Source organism: Chryseolinea soli (assembly GCF_003589925.1).
Lineage (GTDB): Bacteria > Bacteroidota > Bacteroidia > Cytophagales > Cyclobacteriaceae > Chryseolinea > Chryseolinea soli.
Genome location: NZ_CP032382.1, coordinates 860,832 through 880,741, shown reverse-complemented (window position 1 = coordinate 880,741; position 19,910 = coordinate 860,832). Strand labels below are relative to the sequence as shown.

The following is a 19,910-nucleotide window of genomic DNA, read 5'->3' as shown; positions in this document are numbered from 1 at the left end:
ATACACCCGCGGTTCTTTCGTAAATTCGTGGAGACGCAAATTAAGTGTCAAAATCCAGGCAACCTTTTGCAAAGGGGCTCCGTCTTGGCAAACAAAATAAGAAACCCTTGGAAGATCCTTCACAGCTAACCACCATCATCGATGGTTGCATGCGTGGCAACCGGGAAGCTCAGAAGATGCTTTATCAGCATTACTATGGGTATGCGATGAGTGTGTGCTTGCGCTATTCGAAGACGAGAGAGGAATCGAGGGAAATTTTGAATGACGGATTTATGAAAGTGTTCACCCGGCTTGGGCTCCGCGACGAGAAGAGTTCTTTCAAATCATGGTTGCGAAAGATCATGATCAACTCCGCCATCGACCATTATCGCAAAAACAGTAAGCACTATAAATTGGAGGATGGCGACCAGGCCATTGCCTGGATGCCTTCCCACGAAAGCGATGCTATCGGCGACCTTTCACACGAAGAACTCATCGGCATGGTCCAGCAACTGGCACCGGCCTACCGCGCTGTCTTCAACCTGTTTGTCATCGATGGCTATTCGCACGAAGAGATTGCCAGCCGCCTAGATATCTCCGTAGGCACATCCAAGTCCAACTTGTTTAAAGCACGGGAACATCTGAAGGCAGCTTTTAAAAAAAATAATATCAAGCGGTATGCGTAAGGTCACAGATAACGAGCTCGACAAAATCTTCCGGGACGCCGCCGACCGGAATGAGCCGGAGTTTGATCCGAAGGATTGGGAGGATATGGCCAAGCGACTGGACCAGGACGATAAGGCTGCGCTGTCGCGAAGCAAGACACTGTATACCGTAGTAGCCCTGTTGGTCATCTCAACATTGTGGCCGCAATTCAATGGAAAAGACAAGACACAAACGGCATCGGTGTTGGAATCCTCTGCGCCGACGGAGTTGAATGATCAAACGAAGACGAAAGATGCTTCCGTATCGGAGAAAGATCTATCGGTGACGGATATGACCTCCGCTTCGGAAGACAACCAGTCCCTTAAGGAAGAGGCGACCGCTCCCGGAAAAGGTCAGTCGCTTAAGAAAGAATTTCCTGCTTTAGAAAAAAAAGATCAGTCTGTTGAGGATGTCACCGCTTCCGGAAAAGATCAGTCTGTTAAGGAGCATGTCTCCGCTTCCCGAAAAGATGAGCCGGCAAAGACGGAAGCCGCCACGGTGAGAAAAGATCAGACCGGTAAAAAGAAGATTTCGGTTGCTGCAAAAAATCGACCTGTGGCCTCGGTAAAGAAAAGTGGAGCAGCAAAGCATGCATTGACATCCGCAGCTCCCGGGCAAGATGGTTCGTCGACGGGTGGTGCAAAGGAAGGCTTGGATCCGGATAACGTGGGGTCGAGCAAAGCGGCAACGACGAATGAGCAATCGATGAAAGCGAGAGTGATCATTTCTGAGAAAGCGAACAAAAACATTTCGAATAAGTCACCGGTTGATCAGGGGCAGCACCAGGCCGTGCCTGGAGTGGGAAAACAATCTGCAGGTTTGCAAACGGCAGGGTCAGCCACGGCAAAGGATGGAGCAACGCAGACAATAAAATCGGAACCGGGCACCGCGAATGAAAACAACGTGGCCGGCGACAAAGAGAATACAGATAAAACATTGACTTCAGATAAAACCGCTAGTAAAGAACAAAACATTATGGGAGAGGCTGCGGCAGCAGGCGATGATCGGTTGCCGTCATCCGCAAATGGGGAGATAATTTTGATGAATGACGGACAATCGCAGTCGCAGGTTAAACCGCAGTCGCCTCCCATTATTTTAGAAGGAATTCAAGAAACGAAAAAAGATGGCTCCCCGGGCACTGCCGTATCGAGCGAAAGCAAAACGAGCGGCAATGAAGGAACTTCAGCAACGCCGAACCTGACCACACATCCGGCCGACCCTGCCGGACCTGCTGCGAAGGACTCGACACAACAAGCTGAAAAGAATATCGCGCCGGTTCAAGCGGCTACTGATTCGGGCACTGTTCAAAAGGATTGGAAAAATGAAAAACAGGCAGCTTCGCATTCATGGTTTGTTAAGTTGCTTGTGTCGCCCGACTTTAGTTCGATCAACTATACCTCGCCAGGCAAACCGGGGATTAACATAGGATTGTTGGGAGAGTATAGTTTATCGAGGCATTTTTCCGTGAGTACCGGCGCGATTTATTCCAAGAAATTGTATGATTCGAAAGACCCCGACAAGTCCTACAGCTCTGGGGGCTGGACGGCCAAAGCCAGCTCGCTCGATGGCGATTGCAGGGTGTTGGATATTCCCATCAACGTGACCTACTACATTTTCCCGGAGTCGAAGACCAATCTCTTTGTGACGTTGGGTTCTTCTTCCTATCTCATGCTGAAGGAAAAATATGTGTATACCGTATGGGCTAACCACCAAGACTACCAATACGAAGAAAATTTTTCTCATAAGAACAACGAATGGTTCAGCATGCTAAACATCTCCATCGGCGTACAGCGCCGTATCGGTGAACATTTTTTTGTGCAGGCCGAACCCTTCCTGAAAGCACCGATGTCTGGCGTAGGCGAAGGCAAAGTGAACCTGGTGAGCACCGGTGTGTTTTTCTCATTAAAGTATAAGCTTGGTAAATAATCTGCGTTTTATGATTTTAAGAAAGGACCCTCATCCTTATTTGCTATTCCTTTTGCTGGCGTTTGCCGGATGTACCTATCGCACGGATGCGGACTTGGTGAATTGTGAGACCAATCACCCGGTCATTGCGATCGATGCCAAAACGGACCCCACGGGTTGCAACACCCTGGATGGCGACATCACCGTCTCTGCCACAGGCGGGAAGCCGCCGTATCAATTCAAGATCAACGATGGCGAATGGCAGAGCACGGGCACATTCACGCAGTTGAATGGCGGCTCGTTTACGCTCAGTGTCAGTGACGTAAACGGCTGCGGAAGTGAGTCAACCGCGGTGTTGACAGTGGCTTCCAGCGATCTGGCCGCAACCTATACCGGCCAGGAGGATAACGAGTGTCTTAGTGGCAACGGCACCTTGTCGGTAACGGCCACGGGCTCGCATGGTCCGTTTCAATATAAATTGGGAACAGGAAGTTTTGGCGACAACAATGTGTTCACCGGATTGGAACACGGTTTGTACACCATTGTCGTAAAAGATTCGGAAGACTGCTCCCTTTCGCTTAGCGCCAGCGTTGGCCGCGGGCAAACCGGCGTGAGTTGGAGCGCCGACATCAAGCCGATATTGGAAGCAAACTGCGCGATATCGGGTTGTCACGTAAGCGGTTCACAAAGCCCTAACTTATCGGATTTGGGCAGCGTGATGAACAATGCGAGCCTGATCAAAGCGCGCACGGGTAGCAGGGCAATGCCACCCGACGGGAGATCGATCACGCAGGAGCAGATCAACAAGATCGCTTGTTGGGTGGACGACGGTGTGAAGGACAATTAATCATCATCAAGAGGCGGAAGTAATCAGCATCTCAAAAAGAGGTGCACGGGAATCTTATGTTCAAAAAATAACCCCAGTAACCATGCACAAAAGTTTCGTCATCATTTTACTCGCCGCGTATTGGATACCGGTACACGCGCAAAAATTCACGACAGAAAAAACTTCCGTAGTGTTCTATTCGCATGCCACCATCGAAGACATCAAGGCTACCAACCTGAAGACTTCAGGCTTGTTCGATGCGGGTACCGGCGACATCGCTTTTGTGGTGCCGGTCAATGAATTTCAATTCGCGAAGTCGCTGATGCAAGAACACTTCAATGAAAAATATATGGAAACGGAGAAATATCCGCGTTCCACATTCCAGGGAAAGATCACGGGCTACGACCCCAATACCACGGGCGAGCAAAAGGCGGTCGCCAAGGGAAAGCTCACCATACACGGCGTGACGCAAACGGTGGAGATACCGGGCACCATTACAAAACAAGGCGACGGCCTGCTCATGAACGCCGTCTTTGTGGTCAAGTTGGAAGATTACAAAATAGAGATCCCCAAGTTGCTGTGGCAAAACATCGCCGAGCAAGTAGAAGTGACGCTAAATTTTTCATTCAAACCTAACAATAAATCGTAATCGCTCCCCATGAAGAAAAACCACACCCTTGCGTTGATCCTATTTCTATTGCCCCTCTTTGCCTCTGCGCAGGATGACCTGCTGGGCGAATTGGAGAAAAACACACCGGCCCCGGCCTATATCGCTCAAACTTTTAAAGGCAGCCGTCTGGTGAATGGCCACACGGTGGAGACCACAGGCGCTGGAACCTTGGAGTTTATTTTTGCGCACCGTTTCGGCCGTCTCAACGGAGGTGCCTATGAGTTGTTTGGCCTCGACGATGCGTTTGTGAGGATTGGGCTGGAGTATGGCATTACCAACAACCTCAGCGTTGGCGTGGGACGCAACTCGGTCGATAAAACCATCGACAGTTACTTGAAATATAAAGTGCTTCGTCAAAGCCAGAATGGCATGCCGATCACGGTTACGGCTTTTGGCAGCGCGGCGTATCAGACTTCCCCTCGGAAAGAAGATGCCCCGGAGGGGTTTCAGAATTCCGACCGGTTGGCCTACACCGGTCAGTTGCTGATCGCGCGCAAATTCACATCCAATTTTTCCCTGCAACTCATGCCCACCATCGTCCATAAAAATTTCGTTGCCGACAACACGGGTGCCAACGATCAGGTGGCCATTGGGGTGGGAGGAAGAATAAAAGTTTCGCGCAGTGTCTCCTTGAATGCGGAATACTATTACCGTGTCAACCCGGATGCGGCTACGCCTTATAAAGATGCATTGGGTTTTGCCATCGACATCGAAACGGGTGGTCACGTGTTCCAGATCGTGCTCACCAACACCCGCGGCATGATCGAGCGCGCCTTCATCACCGAGACCGACGGCGATTTCTTTGACGGCGACATCCATCTCGGTTTCAACGTGACGCGTGCCTTCCAATTGAAGAAAAGAAAATGATCCAAAAAAATTCCTGTCTATAGTTCAGCAGTCTTTTAATCTATGTTCCACATTAAATAAAACAATCCATGAAATCAACATCAGAAGTATCCAAGACCCTGTTTAGCCCTTTCGCGCGGCTAGGCATGCTGTGCCTCATCTTTGCTGCGGCGAGTTGTAGCAAGAGCGACGACGCTCAGCCCTCGTCGACCATAAAGATCAAACTTTCCAACAGTGCCACACTCGGTAACTACCTGACCGACGGCGATGGAAACGCACTATACTTTTTCTCTACCGACGTAGCCGGTCAAAATACCTGCACGGGCGGATGCGCCACCGCTTGGCCAATCTTTTTCCAAGACGGACTCACAGCAGAAATGTTAGGCACCGGTTTGACGCTTAGCGATTTCGCCACGATCACCGCCGCCGCCGGACAACAGCTCACCTACAAAGGCTGGCCACTGTATTACTATGCACCGAACGGAACGCGTGAACCGGCCAACCAAACCACCGGCGAAGCCGTGGGCGGCGTGTGGTTTGTCGCCAAGCCCGACTACACGATCATGCTGGGCAAGACACAGCTGATCGGACTCGATGGAAATCACTACAAAGGTGATTATACCTTGGGCGACGGTGCCGTGACCTACTTCACCGACGCAGAAGGCAGAGCGATCTATTCCTTTACGGTCGACAAGAAGAACAAAAATAATTTCACGAATGGCGATGGTGCCCACGATGCGAACTGGCCTATCTACACCGAGACCTTGGCCAGTCTACCCTCTGTCCTTGACAAAACCCTGTTCGGTACCATCGATGTATCGGGTGCCAAACAACTTACGTACAAAGGCTGGCCGCTTTATTACTTCGGTCACGACGCTGTGCGCGGAGATACCAAAGGCGTGAGCGTACCGAGCCCCGGCATATGGCCAGTAGGCATTAAGGATGCTGTAGAAGCCCCGGTGAACTAGCCGGCGCGAAACGTCCGGATATTTTTAAAGTGCAACAAACGTTCCTGGGGAGAAAGATCTTCTGCCTGGGAACGTTTTGTTTTTTACGGCATTTCGTTCGTGCATGAGGATTGGGATGGTTCACAGCTTCAGCGTCACCTGTGCACCTTTTCTTAAGGTGTTGTGTATTTCAGCAATGGAATCAACGAAGCGGATAAGATCGTTTATTTCCTGCGAAGAGTGTGCGGGCGCCTGCACGTTTACTTGATACGTGATGTCGGTAGCGGACTCGTGCTCGCGGGCAAATGTTCCGGTGACCGTAACATCGACTGATTGGATCACCATATTTTTACGAGCCCCTTCGCGGTATATATCGTTGCAAAAACAGGTAGCCAGTGCCAGGAGCAGCAATTCACCTCCATTTATGGAAGAGCCGAAACCTTCAGCCTTGCCGGGAATGTTTACCGTCTTGCGGTTGCTGTCGGTTTGAACGATGATATCGTTGGTGTCGCGGCGATTGTGAATCGTGGCCGAAATGATCATGAGGCATACGTTTAAGGTGACAGATTTTTTTCGACGCATTGGCACGTCGTTAACAAATTACAAAAAAAACGCCCCGAAGGCCTGCATGGCCCATCCAAAACCAAGGGAAAGGCAACGCACCGGTGGGAAAAGCGATCCTCATGATGCAACCTTTTGCTTTGTCCGGGTGTCTTTCTGACCAGATAAGACCCTATCCCTATGTTGCACCATTATCTCCTCCTGTCCTTCCGCAATTTCAGAAGGTTCAAAAGCTCCTTCCTCATCAACCTGACAGGCCTTTCCAGCGGCATGGTTTGCGCACTGCTCATTTACCTTTGGGTGAGCGATGAACTGGCCATCGACCGCATATTCAACAACGACGACCGCCTGTATCAGGTGATAAAGACCTATCCCAATGCCGATGGCACGGTCAGCACGGGCGAAGAAACACCGTCGCCGTTGGCTGCTGCATTGCTGGACGATATGCCTGAAGTAGAGCATAGCGTAGCCACCATTGCAAGAGATCCGGGCATTTTAAGCGTCGGCGAGAAACGCATGAAAGCGCGGCCGCAATATGTTGACAAAGATTTCTTCGAAGTGCTCCCTTACCCCGTGCTGCAGGGCGACAGGAAAGCCATGTTGAAGGATAAATACGGTGTTGTCATATCCGACAAGCTGGCCTTCAAATTATTCAACACCACCGAAAACATAGTAGGCAAAACCGTGGCTTGGGAAGGTGAGAATGTAGAGTTGAACGGAGCCTATACCATCGCCGGTGTTTTTCAATCTCCACCGGAAAACGCCACCTGGCAGTTTGACATTTTATTTACCCATGCGGTTTACTATGACACTTTTCGGGAACGCTTTGGTCTTGCCTATTGGGGAAGTAACTCGTCGCATACTTACGTTGTCCTAAAACCTGGGACGGATATCGTCCAATTCAACGAGAAGATAAAGGACTATAGCAAAGCCCAATACAAAGCCCGCCATGGCAGTGAAGGGCTGGAATGGGAGGGACGCATTTTCTTGCAATCCTATTCTTCTAAATATTTGCACAACGCTTATGACAATGGTGTGCCTTCCGGTGGACGCATCGAATATGTGAAGCTGTTTTCCATTATCGCGGTGTTTATTCTTGCCATTGCTTGTATCAACTTCATGAACTTGTCGACGGCCCAGGCCGCGCGACGCATGAAAGAAATTGGCATTAAGAAGGCGATCGGCGTGGCGCGTCAAACATTGCTATACCAATACCTCTGCGAATCCATATGCATGGCGCTGCTGTCGCTGGTTTTGGCGGTGGGCCTGGTGTTGTTGTTGTTGCCGGTGTTTAACGACATCACGGGAAAGGGGCTCGCGTTGCATTTCACCGCTGGCCTGGTGTGGACGATGGTAGCTGTTACGCTGCTCACGGGCGTGTTCGCGGGCAGCTACCCGGCGTTCTATCTCTCGGGTTTCCGCCCGGCAACCGTGCTGAAGGGCAAACTGGATGCGAGTACGGGCGAGTCATGGGTGCGAAAGGGATTGGTGGTATTTCAGTTTGGCATTGCGCTGTTGCTCATCGTGTCGGTGCTGGTGGTTTATAAACAAATGGAATTCATCCAAAAAAAGAACCTCGGGTATAACAAAGACAATATCATCGTCTTCACCAACGAGGGCAAGCTGCGCGCACACATGGATGCTTTTATCACGGAGGTGAAACGCATTCCCGGTGTAGTGAATGCTTCCAGCATGGGTGGAAATTTTCTAGGCAACAACGGCGGCGGCGGTGGCATTGACTGGGAAGGAAAGCAACCCGGTCAGGGTATCGAATTCGATGCGGTCTATGCCGACTACGGGCTGATCGAATTGATGGATCTGAAGATGAAAGAAGGCCGCGCGTTCTCCCGGCAATCCGGCTCCGATAAGGACAACGTGATCTTTAACGAAACCGCCATCGCGGCCATGAACCTGAAAGATCCTGTGGGCAAGACAGTGGTGATGTGGGGAAAGAAAAAACAGATCATCGGCATCGTAAAAGATTTTCATTACGAGTCACTCTATGAAAAAGTAAAACCGTTTTTCTTTCGCATGGCCGAGGAGGAGGGCGACAACCAGGAAGTGCTCGTAAAGATCAAGGCCGGTACAGAGCCGGTCACCCTCGAAAAGATCAGGCAGTACTACCAGAGCTTCAACGAAGGCTTGCCCTTTACTTACCGCTTCATGGACGATGACTATCAAAAGCTGTACGCTTCCGAGGAGCGCGTGGCCCGGCTGTCGCGTTATTTTGCCGGCATCGCTATGTTGATTTCCTGCCTGGGGTTGTTTGGCCTGGCCGCCTACACAGCCGAACGCCGCATGAAAGAGATCGGGATCCGAAAAGTGTTAGGTTCTTCGGTGGCGGGCATTGTGTACTTGCTGTCGGGAGAGTTTGCCAAAATCGTGGCGGCAGCCATTCTCATCGCGCTGCCGTTGAGCTATGTCCTGGCGTCGCAGTGGCTCAGCAGCTTTGCGTTTCGCATTGCCCTCGAGCCGTGGTACTTCTTGACGGCCGCGCTGCTCACCTTGCTGGTAGCCTGGTTCACGGTCGGAGCGCTGGCCATAAAAGCAGCAAAGCTCAATCCGGCAACGATTCTGCGAATGGAATAGATCCGGAAAGTCTATTTGGAAAAGCTTTTGGTTTTGTGGCCTCCTGGTCTATTTCAAAGCATTCGGATGAACGCAGGCCAACCAATATTCCATGATGCAATTCAAGGTGGCTTGCATTCCCTGCATGGAAAATTGTTTTAAAAAGAAACCCTGGACGGTGAGCGTGTAGGCCTCATTCACCTGCTCTGGCATGGCCGATGTGCTCAGGAAAACAAACGGGATGCTCTTTTGGCGCAGGTATTCGCTTTCGTTGATCTCCCTTCTGAATTCCAGGCCGTTCATGCGGGGAAGGTTTATGTCACAAAGGATCACGAAGGGTTTCTCCGGGGTATGTTTCAGGAATTCAAGCGCGTCGGGGCAGTTGTCAAACAACCGGACTTCGCCGATCCCCAGTTGTTGCAGCACTTCCACCAATATGGCCTGGTCGTCCTTGTCATCGTCGATCAATACTACCGGCCCGGGGAGGTGCATGGGAAATGGGTTTACTTAAACTTACAAAATTACCGGGGTGACCCACAGTATTTTGAGACATTTTTGGCATTCCCTGTGGCAATTTTTGATCTCATCGCAATCCAACGGAGAGATGCTGGGAGGCCGTTTTTTGAGTCCTCGCTTTTCAGGATTTGAAATGGATTATTTGTTTCTATGAATTAAGGTGGGGAATCCCGGCGCCTTAAGAAAACCGACGAAGACCCGATACACTACAGACGGCCCAGCGCGTGGTCAAGTAGTGCCGTTTCCATCCGCATCCGTATTTCTTCCCAATCGATCAGCGGCATATTCAAATTTGTTGCCTGTGCGTCCCAGCGGCATAGTAAAACATATTGCTGAAAGAAAGGGTCCTGTTCAAAAGCCCGCGCTTCTCCCCGCGACATCGGGCCACCTTGACATTCCAGCGCTTTCCGGTTGGCCTCATTTAGCGTGTTGTAATATTCGCAGCAAGAGAAACTCAGGTATCGGTTTGCCTGAACATGGCCTTCGACCAATCGCGCCAGTCTTTCGGGGAAGCCGCAGTGTCGAAGAAAATCGGCGCCGATCTTCTCATGGCCTTTTCGTCCATGGCCGTGGAGATCGCAGGGCATCACGCAAAGCCGGCCGATGTCGTGAAAGAATGCCGCGAGCACCATCTCGTTGCAAGCTCCGGCTGCGATGGCGCATTGTGCGGTTTGCAACATGTGTTCCAGCGGTGACAGGGCATCGCGGTGGCAGACGGTGCCATACGTGCGATAGAGGTCTAGCACTTCTTCAACGACGGGATCGAGCGTTGTTTCCATGGGGGCGAGGATTCACCCGAAAATAGATACATTTATATTACGGACAGGTTATCTTTTCAGACGGTCTTTTTTAAGCCGAATTCCCGGGCAATGGCCTTCTGTGGGCGATGTTAACTTTGTTTAGTATAAGTAAAACATAAAGAAATCTTCACATGCATTTCTATTCCCGCCTATTTTTGAGGCCTTACTTTGCTGGATAATTTCAAAATCTATGACCATCGACCTAGTTGTATTCGATCTGGCAGGCACCACTGTAAAAGATAACAAAGACGTTCACCGTGTGTTGCAGCAAGCCTTGGCGGCCCACGATGTCACGATCTCCCTGGAAGATGCCAATGCCGTGATGGGCATACCCAAACCCGTGGCTATCCGCCAGCTGCTGGAAAAGAACTATCCCGGACCGCTGCAGATCACCGACGATTGGATAGACCAGATCCACCGCGCGTTTGTGAAGACGATGATCGACTTTTACCGGAACGATCCCTCCGTAGGCGAGAAACCGGGCGTGAGTGAAACGTTCCGCAAGTTGAAAGCGAATAACGTGAAGGTTGTGGTAGACACCGGGTTTGATCGCGCCATCACCGCCCCGTTGTTGGATAGACTGGGATGGGAGGAGCGCGGCCTCATCGACGGGAGCGTCACCAGCGACGAAGTGGAGCGCGGCCGGCCTTATCCCGACCTGATCTTCCGGGCCATGCAACTGACCCACGTCACCGATGCCGCCCGCGTGGCCAAGGTAGGCGACACGGCTTCCGACCTGCAGGAAGGGAATGCTGCCGGATGCGGCATGGTTATCGGGGTGACTACAGGCGCCTTCACCCGCGAGGCCCTACAAGAGGAACTCTACACGCACCTGATCGAAAATATCCCCGAAGTGTTGAATATTCTGCCCTCGCGCGGTTGATCTTGTGTTAAGAAAATATTAACTTCAGGTTACCCCAAGGTAACGTGAAGTGAAAAAGCTATTCTTCGTTTTATTGGTGTTGACCACCCCGCTCGCCGCCCGGGACCTCGAGTGGCACGATGGCTCGGTGGTGTTGGCATCACGCAACGTGCTCACCGGCAAGATTGCGATGGAGCCCGGCTTTGACCTGGTGTTGCTGAGGACGGCCGATAGCTGCCTGGTCTTGCCCGCGCATAAAATTTTGTCGCTCTATTTCTATGATGCCGACGAAAACATCAATCGCAAGTTTGTATCGCTAAAGGAAAACGAAAACCCGCGCGCCCCGCAACATTTTTATGAGGTGGTGCTCTATGGCAAAGTCAATGTGGTTCGTCGCCTGCCGTTTATCAAGTCGCGCAGTAAGGGCGCGGATGCCCACGACTATGTATACTTTGTGCAACAGGAAAATGCGTTGACCAAGCTGGATCGGTTTAACAAAGATATTTATCCTTCTTTGTTATCCTCTTCCGGTAGCCTGTTGGCGGACTTTGTTTCGGCAAACCGATTAGATCCCACCGATGCAGCACAAGCCATCCGGATCATTGAATACTACAATCACACCCAAGTTGCCGGAACGCTGGCCAGACACTAAGCGCTTTGCATCTTCCACTGCCGGTGCTTCAGGTGAAAATAAAGCATCGACCCACCGATAAGCAAACAGCCCGCCGCCGAGATAATATAGGCACACGAAATAAAAAAGTCGAGCCATCCTACCGTTGCGTAGCCGAATTCCTTGAAGAACAACACGCTCACACTGCCGAGGTATCCGAACGAATCGGCTACATACATGATGAATCCTACCGTGCCCACATATTGAAAGGTGGCCAGCATCCGATCGAAAAAGATGCTGTTGAACGGAACATAACCCAGGTACAATCCAAGCCCGATCAGGATCATCCACAAGGTAGGAGAGATCAACTGGTGCTGGAAGAGCAGCGTGCTGACACCAATGAGAGCCATGCCAAAAAAGATGATGATGTGATTGACCATCAGCGCAAGCTTGTTACTCTTGATGATCATGATGCTGCCCATCACGACGAGCACGATGATCGAGACGGGGACTTCGGTCGTGGTAAAGATCTCGGGTGAATTCCCTTGACCCAGGGCGCGCCACACTTCTGCGGAGAAGTTGTCGCGAAAGTCGCGGAAGGCCGTGAGCAGCATGTAGCTTAGGGTGAACAGTACGATGCCGGGCCAGAAGGTGAAGATAAATTGCGAGCGCTCGGCGGCATTCATGGGCTGGCGACGCGTGCGCAACTGTTCGTCTTCCGCAGAAGGTGGAGGGAGTTTGTCCAGTAAGTACAGGAAAATCAACAACGGCACCAGGAAGAGACAGCAGGTGACAAAGGGCATCCATGTTTCGGAAACACTCCAGTCGCGAATGATAAAGCCACCAATCGATTTGGCAAAGCCGGCCGAAAAAATGAAACTCACGGAAAGTCCGGCGCCCAGCACTTCCGTGAACCGCCGCCCTTCGAGATAGCCAAAGACCATGCCCCATACCAGTCCCAACGGAAATCCGTTTGTGAAAAGGAAAATGATGTTGTAGGGCGCGGATACCCAGGCAAACAGCAACCACGACACGCCCGCGATGCTCACCATGAGCAAAATGCCCGAGGCCCGCGACGCCGACTTTAGCTCCGATATGATCTTTATCCCGGCAAATTTAGAGCACGCATACCCAACCACCTGAAAAGTGACCAACCAAACCTTATAGCTGATGCCGGCATACACCAGCCCATCGAACGTGGCGACGGAAAATGTTTTGCGAAAAGCATACACACAGGTATAGCAGCAAAAGGCCATGAGCGTCGCGTAGAGCGCAAACGAAAATCCGTTGACGCGTTTCAGCCAACGTGTAATGGGCGACTCGGAAGATGGCGACATGAGGGTGTGGGGAAAGATTTTTTCGGCTACACACAAAGAACGGTTGCGACTGTTGTGGCCCTGTTGACCTAGTGTTAAGAAATTAATAATAACGTAAACGATGCTTTCTCAAGCGACAAGGTTTTCACGATATCTTGCGACAGCAATGATGCATTGCATCTAAAAAAATATACTGCATTACGAATGGAAAAGAAAGCAGACATCGCCATCGTCGGCGCCGGCATAGCAGGATTGGCACACGCCTACATGGCCTTGCGTAAAGGATACAGCGTCGTCTTGTTCGAACGCGACCAATTTGCCGTGGGGGCATCGGTTCGAAATTTCGGATTGTCATGGCCCATAGGCCAGGAGCCCGCCGTGGGGTTGGAGTATGCCTTGCGGGCGCGTCATCATTGGCAAGAAGTGGCGCGGGAGGCCGGGTTTTGGATGAAGCCCAACGGCTCGCTTCATGTGGTGTACAACGATGACGAGTGGGATGTGTTGCAGGAGTTCATGCGTCTGTATCAGGATGCTTCTTATGATTGCACGTTACTTTCCCCGGAGCAAGTAAAAGAAAAGTCGGGCGTGGTCATACAAAAAGGGTTGCGTGGCGGGCTGTGGAGCCGTACGGAAGGCACGGTGAATCCCCGCGAAGCCATTCGCAAAATTCCGTTGTGGTTAAAGGAGAAATATGGCTTGGTGCTGCGCTATGGACAGGTGGTCAGGGAAATTGCTTTGCCCCACGTTCATACGGCACGCGAGACCTGGGAAGTGTCGAAAGCGTTTGTTTGCAGCGGTGCCGATTTCGAGACCTTGTATCCGGAGGTGTTCGACAATCATCCCGTATCGAAATGCAAGCTGCAGATGATGAAGGCTGTGCCGGAGAAACCCATTGATCTTGGGCCGACGTTGTGCGCAGGGCTTACCTTGCGGCACTATGCTGCTTTTGGTAAGTGCCCGTCGCTTCCCAAAGTAGACGCGCGCTATGATGCCGAATCCGAGGCCTATAAAGACAATGGCGTGCATGTGCTGTTGGCGCAAAACCAAGCGGGCGAACTGATCATCGGCGATTCGCATCACTACAGCCGCACCGTAGAGCCTTTTGACGACGAAGAGATCAACGAGCTTATCCTGAACTATCTGAGATCGTTTGCCGACCTCGGTGCGATAAAGATCACGGAACGCTGGCACGGGGTATACCCCAAACTCATGGGCGACATTCATTTGATCGTAAGACCCCAACCCAACGTGACGGTCGTGACCGGCCTCGGTGGCGCGGGCATGACGCTCAGCTTTGGCATTGCCGAGAGATTAATAGACGCGCTCTGATCCGGGCGGACCGGAAGACCCACTATACCTTTTTTATTTTGTTTCATCCGCCGAATGATTGGCGGTCATCTTTCTATGGGGTTATGGCCGCAAAGTTCGCTCAAACCTCTTTTCCAGCGTGTATACAAGGAATAAACAATGTATATATAGAGTGAACGTGTAAAAGACGCCAACGACAAAGAAGTTGCAACACGTTAAATTAATATGATGGCCCTATCCCCCTGCATGACAAGCGATAGCGTCGTTCCGTCATGACGTTTGAACAAAACCTTCACTCAATTTTCATCTTCTGTTTCATTTTTTAATGGAGAGGTAACGCCCCTCTAAACCTGGGGTGACGCCGAATGGTAACCTTTGCCCAGCGTTGAGAATCTGTAGTGACGATGGATTGGTCTGTAGCGTGTTGAACGTCAAGTGGGGGAGAGCAGATCTGAGGATAAGATTTCTGACGCCGGTTAAAGCAGTTAACCCCTAACCCCCCGAATATATGAACAGGACTCTACAAAGAACTAAAAATTCTTTGGCCTATCCGGCGTTTCGTGCCGCGTTGGCAGCCGTGCTGCTGCTCCTTGTTTCCGTTGCTGCCATGGCGCAGGTAACGGTATCTGGCAAAGTCACCTCAGGCGAAGATGCCTCGCCAATTCCCGGTGTGAACATTGTAGTGAAAGGTTCCACATTGGGCACCATCTCCGACGCCGACGGTGCCTACACGATCAACGTTCCCTCCGCAGACGCTACCTTGATATTTACCTTTGTGGGTTATCTCCCGCAGGAAGCATCGCTCGCAGGTCGGACGACGGTGGACATTGTGTTGGCCACGGACTCCAAACAACTTTCGGAAGTAGTCGTAACGGCCTTGGGTATTCAGAAAGAAAAGAAAAGTCTGGGTTATGCCGTACAAAGCGTGAGCGGCGAGAACCTCACCACAGCGCGCGAGACAAACGTTTCGAACCAGCTGGCGGGAAAGATCGCCGGCGTCACCGTGGTGGGGAGCAACTCCGGCATTGGTGGTTCCGCGCGCGTAACCATTCGCGGCGAGCGTTCCATAGACCTCAACAAGAACCAGCCGCTCTATGTGGTGGATGGCGTTCCCATCAGCAACGGATTTACCGGGGCTTCGGGCCGAAACAATCTTGAAGTAGACTTTGGCAATGGTGCCGGCTTTGTCAATTCCGATGACATCGAATCGATGACCGTGCTGAAGGGCGGCGCGGCTACGGCGTTGTACGGATCCCGTGCGGCCAACGGTGTGATCGTGATCAAAACCAAATCCGGCAAAGGCACGAAGGGTATCGGCGTGGAGGTGAACTCCAACACCACGTTCGAATCGGTTCTTCGCTTGCCGAAGTATCAAAATGTGTATGGACAAGGCAACGGTAACGGCGGCGACTTCGCGTTTGTGAACGGTGGTGGCGCGGGCCTCACCGATGGCACCGACGAAAGCTGGGGCCCTGCATTTAATGGCCAACAATATCCACAATTCAACTCCCCCCGCACCCTCAATGGGCAGACCATCCCGTATCGCGGTGGCGACATGAACGCGCCCGCGGGAAGCGTCATCACACCCACCGCCTGGCTGAACGACAAGGATGGTGTGAAGAACTTTTTTCAAACGGGAAGAACACTCACCAACAACGTGGCCCTCGTCGGCAGCAATGCGCACGGCGACTTTCGTCTTTCCTACACCGGCCTGAACGAGACCGGCACCGTGCCCAACACCGACCTGAAACGCAACACCGTATCGTTTGGTGGCGGCTACAACCTGACCCCGAAGTTTTCGGCTCGTGCGTTTGTGAGCTACATTAAAAGTGAAAGCGGCAACCGTCCGTCCATCAGCTATGGTACGGAGAACATCATGTACCTCTTCAACTGCTGGTTACCCCGCTCCGTGGATGTTGGAGCGCTGAAGGACTATTGGATGGATGGCCAGCAAGGTCGCCGTCAATTTAATTGGAACTACAACTATCACGACAATCCCTACTTCACGATGTACGAGAACACCAACGGTCAGTTCGTGGATCGCATCATCGGGAACCTGAGTTTGAAATATGATTTCACACCGTGGCTGAGTCTGCAATTGCGGACGGCTACCGATTATGCCAATGATCGCCGCCAGTTTCGGCGAGCTTTCAGCACACAACGTTTTCCGTTTGGACAATACCGAGAAAACAACATCGTCACCGAAGAGCGGAACTCCGATTTCTTGCTGACCTTCAACAAGGAGATCGTCCCTTCCGTGTTCACCCTGACGGCATCGGTGGGTGGGAACCAACTGCGTCAGAAATCGGACTTCCTGGAAGTCAATGCGCCGCAGCTGAACATCCCCGGCATCTACAACCTCACCAACTCCCGCGCACCGTTGCAAACAACGCAGACCGACACGAAGAAACGCGTGAACAGTTTGTACGCCTCCGTGCAATTGGGCTACAAGAATATGCTGTTCCTCGACCTTTCCGCACGCAACGATTGGTCCAGTGCACTGACGTTGCCCCAGGAGTTGAAGACGCTCGGCATCGGCACCGAAGACAACAGCTATTTCTATTCATCCGCAGCCCTCAGCGCGGTGGTGACGGACATGGTGCAATTGCCGGAAGCTATTTCGTTTGCCAAGGTGCGGGCCAGCATTGCCCAGGTGGGTAATGATACCGATCCGTTTACGTTCACACAATCGTATAACCCCAGCGATCCGTATGGCTCGTCACAAGTGTATGGTGAGAACGACCGGTTGGCAAACTTCAGCCTGAAGCCGGAGATCAGCACGGCCTATGAAGGCGGACTTGATCTGCGGTTCTTTGGCAACCGGCTTGGGGTGGACGTTACGATGTACGAATCCCGCACGCGCAACCAGATCCTGAACATTCCGCTCTCGATTACCACGGGCTACAACAGCCGGTCTATCAATGCCGGTGAGATCAAGAACCATGGTATTGAGATCATGTTGACCACCGTACCGATTCAAACTACCTGGGGATTGCGCTGGAACTTTGATGTTAACTTCTCCAAGAACAGGAGTGAGGTGTTGTCCCTGTCGGATGGCCTCAACAATTTTGTGATGGCCAGCCGCCGCGTGAGCATCGAGGCCCGTGTTGGCGAGCGCATGGGGGATATGTACGGAATAGGTTTTGCCCGCGTGCAGAACACTGATCCGACCAAACCCTATTACGACGCATCGGGTCAATCCGTCGGTCAAATGGTATACGACAGCCAAGGCCGTCCCATCGCCACAACCGATCGCATCAAACTTGGAAATTACAACCCTGACTGGCTCGCGGGTATCAACAACACCCTTACCTACAAAGGCGTGAAGCTGGGCTTCCTGTTCGACGTTCGTCAAGGTGGTAAGGTATATTCCGAGACACAAACCGTGGGACGTGAAGGGGGCATCATCCAGGAGACCTTACAAGGTCGTGAGAATGGCTACTATCCGCAAGCTTCCGTACAAAACGACCCTCAATTGCTGAATGCGCCGGCAGGCACCTATGTGGTGGGCGAAGGTGTCAACCAAAATGCTGACGGCTCGTTCCGGGTCAACGACCATCGCGTGCTGCCGCGCCAATGGCATTCGGCATGGACGGGTGGCAGAAGCATCGCCGAAGGAGTGATGTATGATGCTTCTTTCGTGAAGCTTCGCGAAGTACAGCTTGGCTATACCTTCCCGGACAAATTTTTTGGTAAGGTTCCTTTCCGCAGTGTGAGCATTGCCCTGGTGGGAAGAAATCTCGCGTTGTGGACCGACGTGCCGCACATCGATCCTGAAGTGATGTCGTATTCGGGAGGCACGGCCCTGCCCGGTATCGAATACATGTCTATACCGTCGTCGAGAAGCTACGGTTTTAACGTGAGCCTCAAATTTTAATTTTGCCGAACCACTTAAAAGATCATGACCATGAAAAATATACGAAAGATCACTTTGCTTTTTGCCGCGATGCTCGTGGCAGGAGCTTGCGATAAAGACTTTGAAGATATCAACACCAACCCCAACGTGCCCACGGTCGTCACACCCGATCTGTTGTTGTCGGGTGTCATCAAAAATACTTTGAATGACCAGGTAAACGAGGCGTGGAGCATCGGCAACATTGTGGTGCAACACACGGCCAAGATCCAGTTTGTGAATGAAGACCGCTACCTCTGGGGCGAGCGCACCAGCGTCTGGAACAGCGTCTATGGAAACATGCGCAATGTGAAAAACATCATCGACATCGCGGAGAACACCGTTCCGGTTCAGAACAATTACCTCGGCGTGGCGTTGGTGATGAAGTCGTGGATGTTTTCGCTGGCTACCGACGCGCACGGTGATATTCCTTATTCGCAGGCGACGCAGGCAAAATCCGACGCTGTTTATCTCACTACCTACGACACGCAAGAATCGATCTATGCCGGCATCCTGGCCGATCTGAAAAAAGCGAACGAGATCCTGGGTACCAGCAACGAAACCGTGGCGGGCGACCTGTTGTTTGGTGGCGCACTTGGCAAATGGAAAAAGCTGGCCAACTCGCTCCGCCTGCGGTATCTCATGCGCATCTCCGATAGAAAAGATGTGAAAGCCGAAATGCAAGCGATTCTCGACGATCCGGCCACCAACCCCATTTTTGAAAGCAACAGTGACAATGCGGCATTGGTCTACCTGGCAAGCTCCCCGAACCAATGGCCGTTGTACACTTCCCGGGTTGGGTCGTTTGATGAATTCAGGCTTAGCAAAACGCTTGGTGATGTGTTGACCAACCTGAACGATCCGCGGTTAAAAGTGTTTGCGCGTCCCACGGAAAAATCCGTAGCGGCCGGCACACCGAAGATCGAAGGAATTCCCAACGGCCTGGAAGATACGCAGGCGTTGAGCTACAACGGCGGTCCACTGGCGGTCTCACGTGTTGGTCTTGTCTTCGCTTGCCTGGTGTGCAATGATGCGGGCAAGCCCGCGCCGGTTGCCAATGCCTCCCGCGGATTGTTGATGACGTATGCTGAACTGCAATTTATCTTGGCCGAAGCACGCGAAAAAAATCTCATCTCCACCGGCAATGCCGAAACGTTTTATACACAGGGCATTCAAGCCAACATGGATTATTATAAAGCGATCACCCCGGCTGAATATGGAATAGATCTCACCGTGCCGGCCGACTATTTCACACAAGATGGCGTGGCCTACACCGGATCGCAAGCCGAAAAGCTCGCGAAGATCGGCACACAAAAATGGATTGCCCTTCTGTTCAATGGACTGGAGGCCTGGTACGACTGGCGCAGAACAAACCTGCCGGTGTTGGTTCCCGGTGCGAGCAACCTGAACAACAACAAAATACCGGTCCGTTATATCTATCCCTTGGCAGAGCAATCGCTCAACGCCGCCGGTCGTGAAGCCGCGGTGACACGCCAAGGTCCCGACAACCTGAATACCAAGGTGTGGTGGGATTTCAATTAGCGCGTAATTAGTTTGAGCAAGGGAGATCGCGAACATCCGGGTAGCTTTCTCCCTTTT

Annotated in this window: 16 protein-coding genes; 12 read left to right on the top strand and 4 right to left on the bottom strand. The window is 51.9% G+C overall.

Annotated features, from left to right (window positions below):
- Window positions 1–107 precede the first annotated feature (107 nt).
- The 6 genes from D4L85_RS03550 (at window position 108) to D4L85_RS03525 (ending at window position 5,899) form a co-directional block, all read left to right on the top strand.
- Window positions 108–665, top strand: a complete 558-nt coding sequence (locus tag D4L85_RS03550) for an RNA polymerase sigma factor (RefSeq protein ID WP_073137196.1) — start codon at window positions 108–110, stop codon at window positions 663–665.
- Entirely contained in the window at window positions 658–2,610 is a 1,953-nt protein-coding gene (locus D4L85_RS03545; protein ID WP_119753024.1) for a porin family protein, read from the top strand. The genes D4L85_RS03550 and D4L85_RS03545 overlap by 8 nt, the downstream gene beginning before the upstream one ends.
- Before the next feature lie 10 nt (window positions 2,611–2,620).
- Window positions 2,621–3,436 (top strand): c-type cytochrome, encoded by an 816-nt coding sequence (locus tag D4L85_RS03540; protein WP_119753023.1) that lies wholly within the window; start codon window positions 2,621–2,623, stop codon window positions 3,434–3,436.
- Between the two features lie 82 nt (window positions 3,437–3,518).
- Window positions 3,519–4,064, top strand: coding sequence for a YceI family protein (locus D4L85_RS03535; protein ID WP_119753022.1), 546 nt, complete (start codon window positions 3,519–3,521; stop codon window positions 4,062–4,064).
- Window positions 4,065–4,073: 9 nt separating this feature from the next.
- Entirely contained in the window at window positions 4,074–4,952 is an 879-nt protein-coding gene (locus D4L85_RS03530; RefSeq protein WP_119753021.1) for a DUF5777 family beta-barrel protein, read from the top strand.
- Between the two features lie 68 nt (window positions 4,953–5,020).
- Window positions 5,021–5,899: a hypothetical protein gene (locus D4L85_RS03525; protein ID WP_119753020.1), complete on the top strand. Its 879-nt coding sequence runs from the start codon at window positions 5,021–5,023 to the stop codon at window positions 5,897–5,899.
- 120 nt (window positions 5,900–6,019) lie between these two features.
- On the opposite strand, the gene D4L85_RS03520 is transcribed toward D4L85_RS03525, so the two are convergent.
- Complete coding sequence (locus D4L85_RS03520) at window positions 6,020–6,421, bottom strand: OsmC family protein (RefSeq protein WP_119758645.1); 402 nt, start codon at window positions 6,419–6,421, stop codon at window positions 6,020–6,022.
- A 198-nt stretch (window positions 6,422–6,619) separates the two neighbouring features.
- On the opposite strand from D4L85_RS03520, the gene D4L85_RS03515 reads away from it, so the two are divergent.
- Window positions 6,620–9,028: an ABC transporter permease gene (locus D4L85_RS03515; protein ID WP_119753019.1), complete on the top strand. Its 2,409-nt coding sequence runs from the start codon at window positions 6,620–6,622 to the stop codon at window positions 9,026–9,028.
- Window positions 9,029–9,076: 48 nt separating this feature from the next.
- Here D4L85_RS03515 and D4L85_RS03510 read toward each other — a convergent pair whose 3' ends face one another.
- Together D4L85_RS03510 and D4L85_RS03505 are read right to left on the bottom strand one after the other, a co-directional pair.
- Window positions 9,077–9,499, bottom strand: a complete 423-nt coding sequence (locus tag D4L85_RS03510) for a response regulator (protein WP_119753018.1) — start codon at window positions 9,497–9,499, stop codon at window positions 9,077–9,079.
- Window positions 9,500–9,729: 230 nt separating this feature from the next.
- Window positions 9,730–10,302 carry an HD domain-containing protein gene (locus tag D4L85_RS03505; protein WP_119753017.1) on the bottom strand — a complete coding sequence of 191 codons (573 nt, stop codon included), beginning with the start codon at window positions 10,300–10,302 and terminating at the stop codon, window positions 9,730–9,732.
- Between the two features lie 211 nt (window positions 10,303–10,513).
- Between D4L85_RS03505 and D4L85_RS03500 the strand changes: the two genes are divergently transcribed.
- Both D4L85_RS03500 and D4L85_RS03495 read left to right on the top strand, forming a co-directional pair.
- Window positions 10,514–11,206: an HAD family hydrolase gene (locus D4L85_RS03500; RefSeq protein WP_119753016.1), complete on the top strand. Its 693-nt coding sequence runs from the start codon at window positions 10,514–10,516 to the stop codon at window positions 11,204–11,206.
- Between the two features lie 49 nt (window positions 11,207–11,255).
- On the top strand, window positions 11,256–11,837 hold the full coding sequence (locus D4L85_RS03495; RefSeq protein ID WP_160143519.1) for a hypothetical protein: 582 nt from the start codon (window positions 11,256–11,258) through the stop codon (window positions 11,835–11,837).
- Here the strand turns inward: D4L85_RS03495 and D4L85_RS03490 are convergent.
- Window positions 11,834–13,132 (bottom strand): DUF5690 family protein, encoded by a 1,299-nt coding sequence (locus tag D4L85_RS03490; RefSeq protein ID WP_228450763.1) that lies wholly within the window; start codon window positions 13,130–13,132, stop codon window positions 11,834–11,836. The two genes, D4L85_RS03495 and D4L85_RS03490, sit on opposite strands and share 4 nt — an antisense overlap.
- A 183-nt stretch (window positions 13,133–13,315) precedes the next feature.
- Between D4L85_RS03490 and D4L85_RS03485 the strand changes: the two genes are divergently transcribed.
- The 3 genes from D4L85_RS03485 (at window position 13,316) to D4L85_RS03475 (ending at window position 19,853) form a co-directional block, all read left to right on the top strand.
- The gene (locus D4L85_RS03485; RefSeq protein WP_119753014.1) at window positions 13,316–14,440 is read left to right on the top strand and encodes a TIGR03364 family FAD-dependent oxidoreductase; all 1,125 of its coding nucleotides are present in this window, start codon (window positions 13,316–13,318) and stop codon (window positions 14,438–14,440) included.
- Window positions 14,441–14,927: 487 nt separating this feature from the next.
- A complete protein-coding gene (locus D4L85_RS03480; protein WP_119753013.1) occupies window positions 14,928–18,296 on the top strand; it encodes a SusC/RagA family TonB-linked outer membrane protein in 3,369 nt (1,122 codons plus the stop codon).
- A 30-nt stretch (window positions 18,297–18,326) separates the two neighbouring features.
- On the top strand, window positions 18,327–19,853 hold the full coding sequence (locus D4L85_RS03475; protein WP_119758643.1) for a SusD/RagB family nutrient-binding outer membrane lipoprotein: 1,527 nt from the start codon (window positions 18,327–18,329) through the stop codon (window positions 19,851–19,853).
- The last annotated feature ends 57 nt before the right edge of the window (window positions 19,854–19,910 follow it).

Bases quoted from the DNA above. Each gene is read 5' to 3' on its own strand.
- D4L85_RS03545 (WP_119753024.1), top strand. From the start codon at position 658: ATGCGTAAGGTCACAGATAACGAGCTCGACAAAATCTTCCGGGACGCC.
- D4L85_RS03540 (WP_119753023.1), top strand. From the start codon at position 2,621: ATGATTTTAAGAAAGGACCCTCATCCTTATTTGCTATTCCTTTTGCTG.
- D4L85_RS03535 (WP_119753022.1), top strand. From the start codon at position 3,519: ATGCACAAAAGTTTCGTCATCATTTTACTCGCCGCGTATTGGATACCG.
- D4L85_RS03530 (WP_119753021.1), top strand. From the start codon at position 4,074: ATGAAGAAAAACCACACCCTTGCGTTGATCCTATTTCTATTGCCCCTC.
- D4L85_RS03525 (WP_119753020.1), top strand. From the start codon at position 5,021: ATGAAATCAACATCAGAAGTATCCAAGACCCTGTTTAGCCCTTTCGCG.
- D4L85_RS03520 (WP_119758645.1), bottom strand. From the start codon at position 6,421: ATGATCATTTCGGCCACGATTCACAATCGCCGCGACACCAACGATATC.
- D4L85_RS03515 (WP_119753019.1), top strand. From the start codon at position 6,620: ATGTTGCACCATTATCTCCTCCTGTCCTTCCGCAATTTCAGAAGGTTC.
- D4L85_RS03510 (WP_119753018.1), bottom strand. From the start codon at position 9,499: ATGCACCTCCCCGGGCCGGTAGTATTGATCGACGATGACAAGGACGAC.
- D4L85_RS03505 (WP_119753017.1), bottom strand. From the start codon at position 10,302: ATGGAAACAACGCTCGATCCCGTCGTTGAAGAAGTGCTAGACCTCTAT.
- D4L85_RS03500 (WP_119753016.1), top strand. From the start codon at position 10,514: ATGACCATCGACCTAGTTGTATTCGATCTGGCAGGCACCACTGTAAAA.
- D4L85_RS03490 (WP_228450763.1), bottom strand. From the start codon at position 13,132: ATGTCGCCATCTTCCGAGTCGCCCATTACACGTTGGCTGAAACGCGTC.
- D4L85_RS03485 (WP_119753014.1), top strand. From the start codon at position 13,316: ATGGAAAAGAAAGCAGACATCGCCATCGTCGGCGCCGGCATAGCAGGA.
- D4L85_RS03480 (WP_119753013.1), top strand. From the start codon at position 14,928: ATGAACAGGACTCTACAAAGAACTAAAAATTCTTTGGCCTATCCGGCG.
- D4L85_RS03475 (WP_119758643.1), top strand. From the start codon at position 18,327: ATGAAAAATATACGAAAGATCACTTTGCTTTTTGCCGCGATGCTCGTG.